Origin of the sequence: Leucobacter japonicus, assembly GCF_001273855.1 — a bacterium.
Lineage (GTDB): Bacteria > Actinomycetota > Actinomycetes > Actinomycetales > Microbacteriaceae > Leucobacter > Leucobacter japonicus.
The window spans coordinates 185,581-201,544 of the sequence record NZ_JHBX01000142.1 but is presented as its reverse complement, the minus strand read 5'-3'; the positions used below and the strand labels follow the sequence as shown (position 1 = coordinate 201,544).

At 67.9% G+C, this 15,964-nt stretch carries 13 protein-coding genes; 6 read left to right on the top strand and 7 right to left on the bottom strand.

The genetic code is table 11. The features are described from left to right. Positions 1-20 precede the first annotated feature (20 nt). Positions 21-4,010 (top strand): ATP-dependent RNA helicase HrpA, encoded by a 3,990-nt coding sequence (gene hrpA, locus AMS67_RS15155; RefSeq protein WP_053388102.1) that lies wholly within the window; start codon positions 21-23, stop codon positions 4,008-4,010. Here the strand turns inward: hrpA and AMS67_RS15150 are convergent. The 3 genes from AMS67_RS15150 to AMS67_RS15140 form a co-directional block, all read right to left on the bottom strand. After that, positions 4,007-5,170: a hypothetical protein gene (locus tag AMS67_RS15150; protein ID WP_156316696.1), complete on the bottom strand. Its 1,164-nt coding sequence runs from the start codon at positions 5,168-5,170 to the stop codon at positions 4,007-4,009. The genes hrpA and AMS67_RS15150 overlap by 4 nt on opposite strands. Positions 5,171-5,268: 98 nt before the next feature. Further along, positions 5,269-5,769, bottom strand: coding sequence for a YflT domain-containing protein (locus AMS67_RS15145; RefSeq protein ID WP_239684034.1), 501 nt, complete (start codon positions 5,767-5,769; stop codon positions 5,269-5,271). Positions 5,770-5,841: 72 nt separating this feature from the next. Continuing rightward, positions 5,842-7,038 carry a YncE family protein gene (locus tag AMS67_RS15140; RefSeq protein WP_053388100.1) on the bottom strand — a complete coding sequence of 399 codons (1,197 nt, stop codon included), beginning with the start codon at positions 7,036-7,038 and terminating at the stop codon, positions 5,842-5,844. 393 nt (positions 7,039-7,431) lie between these two features. Between AMS67_RS15140 and AMS67_RS15135 the strand changes: the two genes are divergently transcribed. The 3 genes from AMS67_RS15135 to AMS67_RS15125 are packed head-to-tail and all read left to right on the top strand — an operon-like array spanning position 7,432 to position 10,495. Then, positions 7,432-8,748, top strand: a complete 1,317-nt coding sequence (locus AMS67_RS15135; RefSeq protein WP_053388099.1) for a magnesium transporter MgtE N-terminal domain-containing protein — start codon at positions 7,432-7,434, stop codon at positions 8,746-8,748. Continuing rightward, positions 8,745-9,332: a DUF1003 domain-containing protein gene (locus tag AMS67_RS15130; protein WP_053388098.1), complete on the top strand. Its 588-nt coding sequence runs from the start codon at positions 8,745-8,747 to the stop codon at positions 9,330-9,332. Before AMS67_RS15135 ends, AMS67_RS15130 begins: the two co-directional genes overlap by 4 nt. After that, complete coding sequence (locus AMS67_RS15125; protein ID WP_053388097.1) at positions 9,329-10,495, top strand: Mrp/NBP35 family ATP-binding protein; 1,167 nt, start codon at positions 9,329-9,331, stop codon at positions 10,493-10,495. The genes AMS67_RS15130 and AMS67_RS15125 overlap by 4 nt, the downstream gene beginning before the upstream one ends. Before the next feature lie 30 nt (positions 10,496-10,525). On the opposite strand, the gene AMS67_RS15120 is transcribed toward AMS67_RS15125, so the two are convergent. Both AMS67_RS15120 and AMS67_RS15115 read right to left on the bottom strand, forming a co-directional pair. Next, positions 10,526-12,277 (bottom strand): putative bifunctional diguanylate cyclase/phosphodiesterase, encoded by a 1,752-nt coding sequence (locus AMS67_RS15120; protein ID WP_053388096.1) that lies wholly within the window; start codon positions 12,275-12,277, stop codon positions 10,526-10,528. Further along, positions 12,277-12,645 (bottom strand): twin-arginine translocase TatA/TatE family subunit, encoded by a 369-nt coding sequence (locus AMS67_RS15115; protein ID WP_053353375.1) that lies wholly within the window; start codon positions 12,643-12,645, stop codon positions 12,277-12,279. The genes AMS67_RS15120 and AMS67_RS15115 overlap by 1 nt, the downstream gene beginning before the upstream one ends. Before the next feature lie 183 nt (positions 12,646-12,828). Between AMS67_RS15115 and AMS67_RS15110 the strand changes: the two genes are divergently transcribed. Next, a complete protein-coding gene (locus tag AMS67_RS15110; RefSeq protein ID WP_053388095.1) occupies positions 12,829-13,461 on the top strand; it encodes an O-methyltransferase in 633 nt (210 codons plus the stop codon). 78 nt (positions 13,462-13,539) lie between these two features. Here AMS67_RS15110 and AMS67_RS16975 read toward each other — a convergent pair whose 3' ends face one another. Together AMS67_RS16975 and dapE are read right to left on the bottom strand one after the other, a co-directional pair. After that, positions 13,540-13,710, bottom strand: coding sequence for a DUF3117 domain-containing protein (locus AMS67_RS16975; protein WP_075201434.1), 171 nt, complete (start codon positions 13,708-13,710; stop codon positions 13,540-13,542). A 97-nt stretch (positions 13,711-13,807) separates the two neighbouring features. After that, a complete protein-coding gene (dapE, locus tag AMS67_RS15105) occupies positions 13,808-14,905 on the bottom strand; it encodes a succinyl-diaminopimelate desuccinylase (RefSeq protein WP_053388332.1) in 1,098 nt (365 codons plus the stop codon). Positions 14,906-15,004: 99 nt separating this feature from the next. Between dapE and dapD the strand changes: the two genes are divergently transcribed. Beyond that, positions 15,005-15,961, top strand: coding sequence for a 2,3,4,5-tetrahydropyridine-2,6-dicarboxylate N-succinyltransferase (gene dapD, locus AMS67_RS15100; RefSeq protein ID WP_053388331.1), 957 nt, complete (start codon positions 15,005-15,007; stop codon positions 15,959-15,961). The last annotated feature ends 3 nt before the right edge of the window (positions 15,962-15,964 follow it).

The window sequence follows — 15,964 nt, the reverse complement described above, 5'->3', positions numbered from 1 at the left end:
CGCGGGATAATGGAGGGATCATGACGCTCCCCCCGCTCAGCATCACGTTCCCCGAGGAGCTGCCCGTCTCGCAGATGCGCGACGAGATCTCGGACGCCATCCGCTCGCACCAGGTGGTCATCGTCGCGGGCGAGACCGGCTCGGGCAAGACGACGCAGCTGCCGAAGATCGCGCTCGCCCTCGGCCGGGAACGGATCGCGCACACGCAGCCCCGCCGCATCGCCGCGCGCACCATCGCGGAGCGCGTCGCGGAGGAACTCGGTTCCGAACTCGGCGGGCTGGTCGGCTACCAGGTGCGCTTCACCGACCAGGTGTCCGCCGAGACGCGCGTGCGATTGATGACCGACGGCATTCTGCTGAACGCGATCCACCGCGACCGCGACCTCACAGCCTACGACACGATCATCATCGACGAAGCCCACGAGCGCAGCCTGAACATCGACTTCCTGCTCGGCTATCTGAAGACGCTCCTCCCCAGGCGGCCCGATCTCAAGGTCATCATCACCTCGGCTACGATTGACCCCGAATCGTTCGCGCAGCACTTCGCCGACGTCGAGACGCGCGAGCCCGCTCCCGTCATCGAGGTGTCGGGGCGTACGTTCCCCGTCGAGCTCCGCTACCGGCCGCTCGTCGAGCGCATCGAGCGCCCCGACCCGAAGGGCGGCACCCCGAAGATCACGACCGTCGAGCGCGACCTCTTCGACGGTATCGGCGACGCGGTCGACGAACTCGCGAAAGAGGCGCCCGGCGACGTCCTCGTATTTTTGTCGGGCGAAGCCGAGATTCGCGACGCCGCGGACGCGCTGCAGGGACGACTGCGCGGATCCTCCCGGTCCGCGCGCACGGAGATCTTGCCGCTCTACGGGCGCCTGAGCGCCGCCGAGCAGCACCGCGTCTTCGAACGCGGTGCTGGCGGCAACCGCCGCATCGTGCTCGCGACTAACGTCGCCGAAACCTCGCTGACGGTGCCCGGCATCCGGTACGTCATCGACGCGGGCACCGCGCGCATCTCCCGCTACAGCGCGCGCAGCAAGGTGCAGCGCCTGCCCATCGAGGCCGTGTCGCAGGCGAGCGCGAACCAGCGCTCCGGCCGCTCGGGCCGCACCAGCCCGGGTATCGCGATCCGCCTGTACTCGGAAGAGGATTTCGCGTCGCGCCCCGAGTTCACCGAACCCGAGGTGCGGCGCACCGGGCTCGCCTCGGTCATCTTGCAGATGCTCGCGCTCGGCCTCGGCGACATCGCGCGCTTCCCGTTCCTCACTCCCCCGGATCAGCGCGGCATCGCCGACGGACTCGGGCTGCTGACCGAGCTCGGGGCGGTCGAGGCCGCCCGTGGCGCACGGTCGGGCGGCGACGCGCGTGGCCGGGGCGGCCGCGGTCGCGGTAGGAGCGGCGACGGTGCCGGCGGCGAGCGCGGCGGCACCCATCGCATTACGAAGATCGGGCGGGAGCTCTCGCGACTGCCCCTCGAGCCGCGCTTCGCACGCATGGTGCTCGAGGCGCGGCGCCACGAGGTGGTGCCCGAGGTGCTCGCCATCGTGGCTGGGCTCACCATTCAAGACGTGCGCGAGCGCCCGCAGGCGGAGCGCGGCCGGGCCGATGAGCTGCACGGCAGGTTCTCCGATCCCCAGGGCGACTTGATGACCCTGCTGAACCTGTGGCATTACCTGCAGGAGCAGCAGCGGGAGCTGTCGTCGAGCGCGTTCCGACGGCTTTGCAAAGCGGAGTATCTGAACTTCTTGCGCGTGCGCGAGTGGATGGATCTGTACCGACAGATCGCGCGCATCGCGAAGCTGCCGCGCGAGCGCGCTGCGGCCGGCGCGACCGGAGGCTCGGGCGAGGCGATCCATCGCTCGGTGCTCGCGGGTCTGCTGTCGCAGTTGGGCGTGCGCGATGACCGGCAGGATCGCACGGCACCCGGCCGCGGCCGCTCGGCTGCGGGCGCGGTGAAGCGCAAGCCGGCGCAGGAGTATCTGGGATCACGGGGCACGCGCTTCGTGCTCTACCCGGGCTCGGTGCTCGCGAAGCGGCCGCCCGAGGTGCTGATGAGTGTCGAGCTCGTCGAGACGTCGCGCCTGTTCGCGCGTGCGAACGCGGTCGTCGATCCGGCGTGGGCCGAAGAACTGGCGGGGCCGCTTGCGAAGCGGCAGCTCTCAGAGCCGCACTGGGAGAAGAACCAGGGGGCGGCCGTCGCATACGAGCGCGTCACCCTCTACGGCGTCGCGATCGTCGATCGCCGCCGCGTACAACTGGCGCGATACGACCAGGCGCACGCCCGCGAACTCTTCATTCGCCACGCCCTGGTCGACGGCGAGTGGGACTCCCCGCAGGCCTTCGACCGCGCGAACCGTCAGCTGCGCCGTGAACTCGAGCAGCTGGAGGAACGCACCCGCCGCCGCGACATCGTGGGCGACGACGAAGCGATCTTCGAGTTCTACGACGCCCGCGTCCCCGCCGACGTGGTCTCGACGCGCAGCTTCGAGGGCTGGTGGAAGCAGAAGCGCGCCACCGACCCGCAGTTCTTGCACCTGCGTCGCGAAGACCTCATCGAAGACGAGACCGACGCCGTCGATGAGCAGGAGTTCCCGAAGCAGTGGACGCACGGCGATCAGACGCTGCGGCTGCGCTATCGGTTCGACCCCACCGCAGACGACGACGGCGTGACGGTCAATGTGCCGCTACCGCTGCTGCCGAGGCTCGAAGGCTCCGACTTTGAGAAGCTCGTGCCCGGTCTGCGTCAGGAGCTCGTCACCGCGCTCATCAAGACGCTGCCGAAGGCGATCCGCAAGCACGTCGTGCCCGCGGCCGACTGGGCGCGCACGCTGCTCGCCACCGTTGGCCCGCAGCTTGACGCCCCCGTGGCCCCCGGGGCCGCCGCCCCCGCGCTCACCGCACTCCTCGCGACCGAAATCAAACGACGCACGAGTGTGCCGGTCTCCCCCGCCGACTTCGACGCCGAACGTCTGCCGAGCCACCTCACCCCGACGTTCCGCGTCGTCGACGGGCGCGGTCGCACGGTGGGAACCGGCAAGGACCTCGGCGAACTGCAGTCGAAGCACAAAGAGCAGGCCACGCACGGCGTCGCAAAGGTCGCCGCCGCGGCACTGCCGAAGAGCGACCTCGAGCGCACGGGCGCGACGACCTGGACGTTCGGCGACATTCCGCGACACGTCGACTCGGCCTATGCCAAGGGGCGCGGTGGCGCAGGAGCGGGCGTGGTGCGGGCCTATCCCGCGATCGTGGATCGTCGTACCTCGGTCGACCTGGTCCTCGTCGCCGACGAAGCCGAGCAGGCGCGGATCTCTCGCCGCGGCATTCGGCGGCTGCTCGTGCTGAGTTCACCGTCGCCCGCCTCCTACGTGCGCGTCCACCTCTCGAACCAGGAGAAACTGTTGCTCGGCGCCGGGCCGTACCGCTCGCTCGATCTCGCGATCGCCGACGTGTCGCTCGCAGTGGCCGATCGGGTGATTCGACGGCACGCGCCCGACGGGCTCATCTGGACGGCGTCCGCCTTCGAAGCGCTCGCCGACGACTATGCGCGATCCCTCATCGATGACATCTACGGCGCCATCTCGCTCGCCGCACGCGTGCTCGACGGCGCGCGTCTGGCGCGGAAGGCAATCGACGGCGCGAAGTCGATCCAGGTGCTCGGTCAAGTTGCCGACGCCGCGAAGCAGATCGACGGGCTCGTCTTCGACCGGTTCGTCTCGGTGACCGGCCTCGCACAGCTCGAACGTGTGCCGGTCTACCTCGAAGCGCTCCAGCAGCGCATGCGCGGCCTCACCGAGAATGCCGGCCGCGACCGAACCTGGCAGAACGACGTCGACCGCGCCCTCATCATGTACTCGGAGGCGGGAGGCACGATCCCGCTGCCGCCCGACGCCCCGCAGCGCCTCCATCGCACCCGCTGGTTGATCGAGGAGCTGCGCGTCAGCCTCTTCGCGCAGCAGCTGCGCACGGCGGAGCCGGTATCGCTGCAGCGCATCCAGAAGGCCCTGCGCGACGGCTAGCCTGCAGCGACCCACTCGGGGTTGACGGCGATCGCGCTGACCCGAAGATCACGGCGCGGAATGTCGAAGTCGCTCACGGTGAGTTCGACGCGCGGCGCATCACCGGCGACATCGGCGCTGAAGATCGCCAAGCCATCGAGTCGGTCGAACGATGCCCCGCGACGCCGCTGCACGAACTCCTCATCGACCGCGACGCCGTACACCCGGTCGCCGATATGGTCGAGGACCCCGCTGTCGGTGCCCACGACCGGCCAGAACCCGTCGCCGAGGAAATCGCGAATATCGCTCACGGGAATCGCGTCGACCGACTCGGCGTCGGTCGCGACGGGTGCCGACCAGAGGGTGCTGTCAATCGCCCAGTAGGCGGTGCCCTCGCTGACCCAGAAGGTCGACGGCGTCGTCCAGGTCAACGCCTGCGGGTACCGGATCTCGATCTCGCGCGGTGCGTCGTCCGCCTCGCTCCACGCGCGCAGCACCTGACGCGAATCTGGTGCGCCCCAGACGTGGCCGAGCCCGAACACCGTCCCGGAGTCGCACGCCAGCGCCTCGACGTCGTCGAACACCCCGAGACCCGGCGTGCCCGCGGTCACGGGGGTCAGCTCAGTGATGAGCGGACGATCGTCGGGTGTATCGACATCGGTGTCGACACCGCTCATCGGCGTTTCAGCATCGCGCACGAAGACCGGCGCCCCAGCGCAGACGGTGATCCCCGGGGGGCCGTATACGGCCTCGGCATTCTCCATCGTGCCGTGCTCGGCATCGATGAACGACACGATGCGTTCTTCGACGGCGGAAGACGACCAGACGACAAAGCCGTCATCGGTGGCGACGCGACGGCTCTCCGTGCGATTGGCCGTCGACGCCGGAAGCGGGAGCGCCGTGAGATCGTGGGCACGCAACAGGTACTCCGTGTCGCGGCTCCCGGTGCTGAGCCCGTGCTCGGACCAGGCGATTCTGGCCTGCTCGAACCCGCGCTCATCGACGCGCACCGATCGGGTCTCCCCGGTCTCGGAGATCAGCGTGAGATACGACACATCTCGCGCCTCGAGCCGGAGCGCCACGACCGCATCTTCGATGCCGAAATCATCTGAGATGTTCGGCGCTTTGAGATAGCGGATGAGGGGCGGCACGCCGAAGATCGAGCCCAGCACCGCGAGCACCACGACCCATGCGAGTGCGGATCGCCACGCACGTCGTGTTCGTGACGACTCGCGATGCTGACTCGACGCCCGCCTCCGCTGCTCGCGCACTGCTGGGGTCAGCGGGCCGACTCGGTGAGCACGCGCCGTGCCTCGTGCACGAGCTCCGGCTCGGTCACGAGGTCGTACCGCGTCGCGACCATCTGCATGACCGACGAGAAGTCTCGACGGTTGCGATTCATGGCGTACGAGAGCACACCGAACAGCATGCCGAAGCCCGCACCGATCACCACGGCGGCGACGAAGACTCCGAGAATCGCTCCGTTGTCTGGCTGGAAGATGAACAGCAGGAGGCCGAGGAAGAGACCGAGGTACGCCCCCGAGAGCGCCCCCATCAGCGCCACACGACCGTATGTCAATCGGCCGGTGACACGCTCAACGCTGCGGACGTCGTTGCCGACGATGCTGATTTGCTGCACCGGAAAACTCGCACGGGCGAGCACGTCGACGGCATGCTTCGCGTCCTCGTACCGGTCGTAGGTCGAGACGATGTCGCCCTTGGGAATCTCGGGCACCATCGGGAGACGCGACGATCGAATGGGTCCACCAGGAGAGCTCATACCCCCGATTCTCCCATTTCGACCGGCTGCGCGCCCATGAACCCTCGAAACTGGGGCGAATTTGCGGTGAGTTCAGCTGTGCGCGTACGAGACGACGGCCTGCGGGTACCCATCGACCGGCAATGCTCGGGTGTCGAGCGTGTCCACTGAGACGAGAGTGATGCCGTCCCACCCCTCGTTCCGCGTATTGCCCCCGGCTACGGCAGCGAAATGGGCACCGTCGGCGGCGGTCCACACCGCGACCGTCTCGTGCGGCACATCGAGAGGCACGATGCGCTCTTCGCCGCTCACGACATTGAGCAGCGACAGGTTGGGCGATCCGGTTGCGTTTCCGAACGACCCGGTGCCGACGGTCAGCAGCAGATCACCGTCGAGCGCGGTGCCGTGCGCGTGAGAATCGGCGGTGCTGGCGATCGTCGACATCTGCCCGGTGCGAGGATCGAGCCGGACGACGACTTTGCCCTGGTACGGCAGCAGGATCGACCCGTCAGCGGCGACCGCGCCGTAGTGCGGCTTCTCCCAAGAGGCGAGGCCCCCCTCGGTACCGAACGGCGCAACGGTATGCGTCGTGGCCTCGAGCGATTGCGCATCGACCACGGTGACCGTGAATCCGTCGTGATCGACGGTCGCGGCCCAGCTGCCATCGGGCGCGACCAGCACGTCGAACGGGCGCAGGCCGACCGGCACCGCAGCGATGAATTGCTCAGTCGCGACGTCGAACACCTCGAGGAAGTACGTTCCGTCGCCCGATGTCGTCGCCACGTACACCCGCGCGCCACCGGGGGCATCATTCGGAGCGACGGCTAAGCCCAACCCACCAGCACGGTACTCGCCGATGCCGATGCGGCCGGCGGGGTGCTGGAACGGGACGAGGGCGGTGCGCTCTCGGGAGTCGAGGTCGATGACGGCAAGGCCCTCAGCGGTTGCCGCGTACCCGGTGGCACCGTCGTCGGCGACACCCACGCCCCAGGGGGCAGCGCCCACGGTGATGCGCTGCACCGCGGATGCGTCGGGCTGCGCGGGGTCGATGATCGCGACGGCATCGGTGTGCGCGAGTGACGCGAGCAGCAGCGAAGACTCCGTTTCGGCCGAGGGCGTCTCCGGTGGCGTCGGATCCGCCTGCATGGAGGGCTCCGACGGGGCCGCGGGCGTCGGGCGCGGTTCAGGGGCGCACCCGGCGAGCAGCAGCGCGGCCGCCGAGACACCGATCGCGACGACGGCGGTCAGTAGTCTGCGACGCGCAACGGGCCGCGAGGAAGAAGCAGTCATGATCCCAGTGTCGCGGCGGCTCTCAACGAGCGCCTCAACCGATCGATGGATCTGTGCGTGCCGTGCACACGCATGGCGCGGTGTTCGCGACGCGTTGCGCTGCGTTGCGTTGCACGAAAAAATGAGCCCCGGTCACGAATGGGGTGAGACCGGGGCTCTGCGGCACATCGACGCCGTCAAGTGGGGGAGGATGTCGATTTCGATGTACCGATATCGGGTGGCGTTGTGCCGCGCATCCGACGTTGAAATTTTAACATAAAACACCCCAGGGTTTCAGCTTCGGTGATATTCAATTGGGTCAGAGTGCGGATGCGCCTGAACCCCGGGTGAACATGCACGCCGACTTCGCCGAGTGGAGCGCCCCCAGTGCACCGGGAGCGGTACCGTAGGAGAGTGAGTACTTCGAGGGTCTTCGTCGGTCGGCTCGCTGGGCGCGGCGTCTTCGACCCGGTCGGCGATCGCATCGGCAAGGTGCGCGACGTGCTGGTCGTGTTCCGCGCCGCGAGCGCCCCGCGCGTCGTCGGTTTGATCGTGGAGATTCCGGGCAAGCGCCGCGTGTTCGTTCCCATCGGCCGAGTGACGTCGATCGGCTCGGGCCAGGTCATCACCACGGGGCTGATCAATGTGCGGCGATTCGAGCAGCGCGGTGGCGAGACTCGCATGATTGCGGAGCTCATCGGCCGCGATGCCCAGCTGGCCGGCGATCAGCCGGGCGGTGCACCGATCTCCGCCCGCATCGAAGACGCCGCGATCGAACGCTCGCGCACGGGTGAGTGGCTCGTCTCCGAGGTGTTCGTGCGCCTTCCCAAACCCGCCGCGCCGTTCAGTCGCGGCGACGCGCGCATTGTCCGCTGGTCGGAGCTGCAGTTCCCGAGCGACGCCGAGGGCACGCGATCGGCCGAGCTCCTCATTCAAACGCTGGTCGATCTGAAGCCCGCCGATCTCGCCGAAGCGCTGCTCGAGCTGCCGCAGCCGCGCATGATCGAGGTCATCGAGGAGCTCGCAGATGAGCGCGTCGCCGACGCACTCGAAGAGATGAGCGAGCAGGATCAGCTCGAGCTTCTCGCCCAGCTCCCCGCAGATCGAACCGCCGACGTGCTCGATCAGATGGAGCCCGACGATGCAGCCGATCTGATCTCAGCGCTGCCTGCCGCCCAGGGCGCCGAACTGCTCGATCTGATGGAGCCGGAAGAAGCCGAAGACGTGCGCCGGCTGCTCGAGTACGACGCCGACACCGCCGGTGGTCTCATGAGCCCCGCACCCATCGTGCTGGCCGCAGAATCGAGCGTCGCCGAAGGCCTCGCGATGATTCGTCGCGCCGAGATCTCACCTGCGATGGCATCTGCGGTCTACGTCACCCACCCCCCGTACGAGACGCCGACCGGCGAATACATCGGCCTGGCACACTTCCAGCGCATGCTGCGGTTTCCGCCCCATGAGCGCATGGCATCCCTGCTCGACGCCGAGATCGAGCCTGTGACCGTGCACGCCAGCGCGGCCGAGGTCTCTCGCCGACTCGCCAGCTACAACCTCGTCGCACTCCCCGTGGTCGACGATCAGCAGCGGCTCGTCGGGGTCGTCACGGTCGACGACGTGCTCGATCACCTCCTCCCAGACGATTGGCGCCACGCAGACGACGACGCGCATACCCCGTCGCAGACGGCCCCCGTACGTTCGTCCGCGAGTTCGAACGCGGAGACGCGGCGATGAGCTTCTTCAAGCGTGGCGACGGCCTCGACGCACCACTCGGGCTCGCCGGCCGAGTCACGCCGCGATCCGAAGACGGCAAATCGGGCCAGAGCGAACGATTCGGGCGTTGGACCGAGAGCATTGCGCGCGGCATGGGAACCCCGTGGTTCCTATTCGCACTGACGGTCGTCTGCGTCGCGTGGTTGGCATGGAACACGTTCGGACCCGAAACCTACCGGTTCGATTCCGCCGCGCTCGGCTTCACTGCTCTGACGCTCATCCTTTCGCTGCAGGCCTCATACGCCGCCCCCCTGCTGCTGCTCGCGCAAAACCGCCAGGATGACCGCGACCGCGTGCAGATCGAACAGGATCGCCAGCGCGCCGAGCGCAACCTCGCCGACACCGAGTTTCTTGCTCGCGAGGTCGTCGCACTGCGGCTGGCGCTCAAAGACCTGCCCGACCGCGACTTCGTGCGGGCCGAGTTGAAGTCGCTGCTCGCCGAACTCGCCACCGAAGACGATGCAGACGACACCGATGACGCGCCAGACGTCGTGCCCCGGGCCGTCGACTCCGCCTCCGAATCCGAATCCGAGTCCGAACGATGAACGCCCGCCCGGCTGACGGTGCGGCTCGGGCGGTCTGGGAGGCACTGGATCGCGTTCGAGATCCTGAGATCCTGCGCCCGATCACCGACCTCGGCATGGTGCAGGCCGTCGAGGTCGACGCAGCGGGTCGCGCCCGCGTCGAGATCCTGCTTACCATCGCCGGATGCCCCGCGGCACGGCGCATCGAAGCCGACACGCACGCAGCCGCGGTTTCTGCGACCGGCGTGACCGATGCCGAGGTGGTCGTCGGCGTCATGAGCCGCGACGAACGGCAGCGATTCATCGAGCGCGTGCGCGGCGATCGCGGCACGCGTCCGCAGCAGTTCGGACCCGACTCGCTGACCCGCATCATCGCGGTCACCAGTGGCAAAGGCGGGGTCGGCAAGTCATCGCTGACCGCAGGCATCGCCGTCGCGCTCGCGGCGCGCGGCCTCGCGGTCGGCATCGTGGACGCCGATGTCTTCGGATTCTCGATTCCTGGCCTGCTGGGACTCAGCCGTGACGGGCGCACCGAGCAGCCGACCCGCGTCGACGACATGATTCTGCCCCCGGTCGCCCACGGGGTGAAGGTGATTTCGATCGGCATGTTTCTCGGTGACGCCGATCCGCGCACGACCGCCGTGTCGTGGCGCGGGCCGATGCTCCACCGCACGATCGAACAGTTCTTGCGCGACGTCTGGTTCGGCGATCTCGACGTCTTGCTGCTCGATCTGCCCCCCGGCACGGGCGATATCGCCATCAGTGTCGGTCAGCTGCTGCCCCAAGCCGAAGTGCTGGTCGTGACGACGCCGCAGGAGGCCGCCGCCGATGTCGCCGTGCGCAGCGCGCTCGTCGCCCGGCAAACCGGGCAACGAGTCATCGGCGTCGTCGAGAACATGGCGGGTCTCGCACAGCCCGACGGCACCGTGCTCGACCTCTTCGGCACCGGCGGCGGTGCCCTCGTCGCCGATCGCCTGAGCGACGCGGAGCACGGTACGGTGCCGCTCCTCGGCAGTGTGCCGCTCAGCGCAGAGTTCCGTGCCGGCGGGGATGCCGGCACGCCTGCGGTACTCGAGCGCCCCGGCGATCCTGCAGCGGCTGCCGTGATCAGCATCGCCGACACCATCAGCGCATCGGGTCGCGGGCTCGCCGGAAAGCCGCTCGGCATCAGCGTGCGCCCCTGACCGAGCGCTCGGCGCTCACGCGCCCGGTATTCAGTCGCGCGGCGCCGTACCTTCGAGTTCGGCGCCCAGCGGAACCGGTCGGCCGAACAGATACCCCTGGAACGCATCGACTCCGAGGCCGCGGAGCATCTCGAACTGCTCCTCCGTCTCGACGCCTTCACCGACGACCTGCAGATCGAAAATGCGGCCGAGTTGCACGATCGTTTCCGTGATTGCCGCAGCCTGCGGGTCTTCGACGACCGACGACACGAAGGAACGGTCGATCTTCAGCTGCTGCACGGGCAACTGCCGCAGATAGCTGAGCGACGAGTAGCCGGTGCCGAAGTCATCGAGTGACGACATCACCCCTTCTGCTCGCAGGCTCTTGAGCAGGCGCACCGTGCGGTCGAGGTCGCTGTGCAGCACGCTTTCGGTGAGTTCGAGCTTGAGGCGATCAGCCGGAATACCGTGACGGGTGATGACATCGCGAATGTGCTCCGCGAAATCGGGCACACGAAGCTGTCGCTCGCTGAGATTGACCGAGAAGGTGAGGTCGCGGGTCTCCGGGCGTAGCGCCCACGTCGAGAGGATGCGACAGGCTTCCTCAAGCACGAATTCGCCGATCTCGACGATGAGGCCCGTCTGCTCGGCCAGCGGGATGAAGTCGTCGGGCGGCACCAACCCGCGGCACCCGTTCTGCCAGCGAATCAGCCCCTCATGCCCGATGACTCGCCGCTCGCGATCCACGATCGGCTGCGCAAAGAGCCGGAGCTCGCCCTGGCGGATTCCGGTGCGCAGCTCGGAGACGAGCATCATGCGCTCCTGAACCGCCGTCATCATGCGCTGCTCGAAGGGTTGCACGCGGCGCTGACCGCTCAGCCGGCGCGCCCGCTTGCGCGCGATCTCCGAGCATTTGACGATCTCGTTCGGATCGTTCGAGACGATGAAGGTGCTCGCGTCGAGCCACGCCCCAATATCGCCTCGCTCAGATGCCCAGATCACGTAGCCCACGCTGGCGCCTGAACCGACCGTGATATCGGAGCCGAGTTCGACGGTGTCGACCAGCAGATCGAGCACCGATTCAATCATGGTCACGGTGCGACGCTGGGCCACGTCGAGGTCTGCCCCGAGGTCCGTCAGCAGCAGTCCATAGGTGTTGGAGCCGATGCGGCCGATGCGCACAGCGCCGCTCTCGAGCCGGCACAGCCGCTGGGCGGCATCGAGCAGCAATCGGTCACCGGCTTCGAAGCCGAACGCATCGTTGACCGTCGAGAGCTGGTCGACGCTCACGGTGAGAAACGCCGCGAACGTCTGCCCGTCAGCGTTCAGTGCCCCGTGATCTTCGATCGCCTGCAGCATCGCCGCACGGTTGTCGAGCCCGGTGACCGGATCGACGTAGGCGAGTCGCCGCACCTCTTGCTCCGCAAGATGCCGCTGCGTCTCCTCGGTGCGGAGCGAGACATAGCTCGTCGGGGCCCCATCGGCGTCGAGCAGCGGAACGATCGTCGTGTTCACCCAGTATTCCGAGCCGTCTTTCGCCCGGTTGCAGATCTCGTTTTGCCAGACCTCGCCGCGCGTAATCGTCTTCCAGAGCTCGGCGAAGAACTCGGGCGGGTGGAACCCGGAGTTGACGATGCGATGCGTCTGCCCGATCAGCTCATCGCTCGAGTACTGCGAAATCTGACAGAACCGGTCGTTCGCATACGTGATGCGCCCGTCGAGATCGGTGATCACCACGATCGAGTGCGCATTGAGCGCTCCCATGATCTCGTCGAAGAACCGCTCCGGTTCGGGAGCCACCATCACGTCGCTTCCTCGTCGAAGTGCAGGCTGCCCACGGTCGACTCTTCACGAATGCCGCGCCTGGCTTCGGCTTCGGCCATCCGCGATCGCCTGGCCTCGCCCTGCGCGTCGCGTTCGTCTTCGAGCAGCGCGTCACGAATGATGCGACGCGGATCGTATTGACGGGGGTCAAGCTGCCGCCAATCGACATCATCGAATTCCGGGCCCATTTCGTCGCGCAGGCGATCTTTCGCCCCGTTGGCCATGCGTTTGAGCGAGCGCACGAGCTCCCCCAGCTTTCGGGCATACACCGGAAGGCGCTCTGGACCCAGCACAAACAGGGCGATCACAAGGATCACCATGAGTTTGTCGATCGTCAGGCCCATCATGCTCATCGTACCGCTCACGGCGCCGCGAGACGCTGTGCGCAACGTATGCGGTCTGACCGCTTTGCACCGCCTCCGCGTGTACGACGCGCCCGCCGCGGCCCGGGGCCTACGCTATGGTGCAGGATCGCATCCCGCCACGGCCGCTCGTCGTTGGCCTGAGCGCCCGCAGCACCGGAGGAAATCGTGAGCAAGCTCGAACGCAATTGGCAGTACGCCGAGCAGTACCCCGGCGAGACCGAAGCCCTCGTGCGGGCCCGCCGGCTGTCGCTCGAACTCGGGATCGAGCCGGTGAGCCGCTCGATCGCGGCACAGCTCTCGGGGCTGACCGTGCTGTCGCGCGCGCAGGCGATCTGCGAGGTCGGCACCGGCGTGGGCGTCAGCGGACTCGCGCTGCTGCGCTACTCGGATCGCGCGACGCTGACGTCGATCGAGCTCGAGTCGGAGCATCTGCGCGAAGCCAAAAGCGTGTTCTCCGAAGCGGGCATCGCCGCATCGCGTCTCCGACTCATCGAGGGCGACGCGCGACACGTCATGCCGCGATTGAACTTGGAGGCCTACGACCTGGTGCTGCTCGATGCCGAGCCGTCTCAGCTGCTCGAACACTTCGAGCACGCGCTCGGCATCGTGCGCCCCGGTGGCAGCGTGATCGTGCCCGGCGCGTTCGCCCACGGCCGGGTCCCCGACCCTGCGGCACGCGACGAAGGCACGCAGGCCATGCGCGATCTGCTGGCGCTCGTGGCCGAGTCGACGGCGATCGCTCCGATCTTGTCGCCGGCGGGCGACGGTCTGCTCACGCTCGTGCGCCTCGACGGTTGATTCGCACGCGACTCCCGCAACAACTGAGCCCCCGTGTCCATTCGGATCACGGGGGCTCAGCTGTTGCTGTGGCGTTACTCAGCCGTCGAGCACGCCGGCGAGCACGTCGCGGAGTTCAGCGGCCTCTTGATCGTTGACCGACACCACCAGACGTCCGCCGCCCTCGAGCGGTACACGAACCACGATCAAGCGGCTCTCACGCACCGCTTCCATGGGCCCGTCCCCGGTCCTCGGTTTCATTGCAGCCATGACGCCTCCTTGCAGGTTTGATGGATAGATTCCATTTTATCGGTTTCAGGCAGGCGAGAGCCAACTGATCGTCGCGGAATGACGCGGAAGTTCGCGCTTAGTCGTCGAACTCGCTCGTCAGCCACGCACGCAGAGCCGCCGCACTCGACTCAATCTGCGCAATCGGAACGCGCTCATCGTCGGCGTGTGCAAGCAGGGGGTCGCCCGGGCCGAAGTTCACCGCCGGGATGCCGAGAGCCGAGAACCGCGACACGTCGGTCCAGCCGAACTTCGCCGTCGGAATTTCTCCCACCGCGTCAACGAATCGCTGCGCCAGCGGCGCGTCGAGCCCGGGCCGCGCCCCCGGAGCCAGGTCTACGATCTCGACCGCATCCGCGTCCGCGAAGAACTGCTCGACGAACGCGCTCGCTTCGGCGCCGTTCCGGCTCGGGGCGAATCGGTAGTTCACCTCGAACACGCACGCGTCCGGGATGACATTGCCCGCGACACCGCCCTCGATACGCACGGCGTTGAGACCCTCCCGGTACTCCAAGCCGTCGACGACGATCCGCTCGGGGACGAACTGCGCCAGGCGTTCGAGCAGCGCTCCCGCGCGATGGATCGCGTTGACGCCCATCCAGCTGCGAGCGGAGTGTGCACGGGTGCCGCGCAGGGTGACGCGTGCTCGCAGCGTGCCGTTGCAGCCGCCCTCGATGGTTCCGTTCGACGGCTCCCCCAGAATCGCGAAGTCTGCGCCGAACAGGTGCGGGTGGTGACGCATCGCGCGGCCCAAACCGCTGAGCTCGGAAGCGACCTCCTCGTGGTCGTACCAGATCCAGGTGAGATCGACGGTCGGCTCCACAAGCTCGACGGCGAGCGCGAGCTGCACCGCGACGCCCGCCTTCATGTCGACCGTGCCGCGGCCCCAGATCATCGGCTCGCCCGACACGTCGTCGGTCACATCGCGCACCGGCAGATTCTCGTTGATGGGCACCGTGTCGAGGTGCCCGGCAATCGCCACCCGCCGCGCCCGGCCGAGTTCGGTGCGCGCGATGACCGTGTCGCCGTCGCGCGTCAGCACGAGGTGAGGGGCGTGCTCGCGCAAGGTCGCCTCGACGGCGTCGGCGATGCACTGCTCATCGCCGGAGACCGAGGCGATATCGCACAACTGACGCGTCAGCGCGACCGGGCCCGCCGTGGGGTCGAGGGTGGTGATCGGCGTCGGATTCGATGTGTTGCTCACCCGAATCAGCCTATTGCTTTCTGTGGCCTTCCGCCCGTCGGCGACCGCACCCGCGACGATACGATGGATCGCATGACTGCTTCTCGCACTGCCTGGGCCGCCGGTATCGCTACGATCGCGACCGACGGCACCGTTCTCGATGCTTGGTTCCCCGCTCCCGAACTCGGAGCGCGACCCGCTGATCGCGATCCGCACATCGCTCCCGCGGATCTCGAGGGGCTCGTCGGTCGCGATGAGACACGTGAGGTGACGCTGCAGTTCGTCAATGTCGAGATCGATCTCGACGCCGGCCCCTCGTCGACCGAGGATGCGTACCTGCGACTGCACCTCCTGTCGCACTGCCTCGTGCGGCCGAACGACCTCAATCTCGACGGCATCTTCGGCCAGCTTCCGAACAATGCGTGGACCACCGCCGGCCCGATGCAGCCCGAAACCTTCGCGGCTCGTCTCCCCCAGCTCAAGCGCGCCGGCATCACCGCCGTCGGCGTCGATAAGTTCCCCCGCCTGACCGACTACGTCGTACCACAGGGCGTACGCATCGCCGATGCGTCGCGCGTGCGCCTCGGCGCGCACCTCGCTCCCGGCACCACCGTCATGCACGAGGGCTTCGTCAACTTCAACGCGGGCACGCTCGGCGCGTCGATGGTCGAGGGCCGCATCTCGCAGGGCGTCGTCGTGGGCAACGGCTCCGACATCGGCGGCGGCGCGTCCATCATGGGCACGTTGTCTGGCGGCGGCACGCAGCGCATCTCGGTGGGTGAGCGCGCGCTCCTCGGCGCGAACTCGGGTATCGGCATCTCGATCGGCGACGACAGCGTCGTCGAGGCCGGCTTGTACGTCACCGCCGGCACGAAGGTCGTGTTGCCGCACGGCACGAGTGCTGCGCCGGGGTCGCCCGCCGAGGTCAAGGCCGTCGAACTCTCCGGGGTTGCCGGGCTCCTGTTCCGCCGCAACTCGCGCACGGGCGCGGTCGAAGCGCTCCCCCGTGAGGGCACCGGTATCGTGCTCAACGCGGCGCTGCACGCCTGATAA